Below are 585 nucleotides of genomic sequence, written 5' to 3' on the forward strand. Positions count from 1 at the left end.
CGGCTCTGAGTTGTTAGAAGGGGTGATGCTGGACATTCCCGCCAGAGCGAACAACGTGAACAGCCACGATAACTTCAAGCCGATGAACTTGGGTGAAATCGTGGGTAACACCGACCCATCACTCCCGTACATTCCACCGCCACCAGAAGCAGGCTGTAATGCGGTTGCTTCTATTGTGATGATAGCCGTGGCCGTTGCCGCAACCATAGCGACGGCAGGGGCTGCGGCAGTAGCAGCAGGTACGTCAGGCGGAGTAATGAGTGCAGGCGTAGGGGTGTTAGGTGGTAGCTTTGGCGCATTAACAACAGCAGGCGGATTAATGGCGGCAGCCACGGCGGGAGTTGTGGGCTCAGTGGCATCTCAGGTTGTAGGTAAAGCCATGGGGGCGGTTGATAGCTTTTCATTAAAAAATGCCTTAGCATCGGGTTTGACAACAGCAGCAACGGCGGGAATGGGTAGTCTGTTAAAAGGCGCAAAGACATTTGCAGCATTAGATGATGCTGACAAGGCAATCAAAACGGCTGATGACTTGTATAAACTCAGTTCAACAGGCCGAGCAGTAATGGGGGCAACCTCAGCCATTAG

The 585-nt window shown here is 53.2% G+C and carries 1 protein-coding gene; it reads left to right on the forward strand.

Annotation, left to right across the window (positions count from 1 at the left end):
- The coding region (locus J8L98_RS24540; RefSeq protein ID WP_210998672.1) for a hypothetical protein at positions 1 to 585 on the forward strand (585 nt) is incomplete at both ends.

The sequence above is a fragment of the Pseudoalteromonas sp. MMG013 genome (genome assembly GCF_018100885.1).
GTDB lineage: Bacteria > Pseudomonadota > Gammaproteobacteria > Enterobacterales > Alteromonadaceae > Pseudoalteromonas > Pseudoalteromonas aurantia.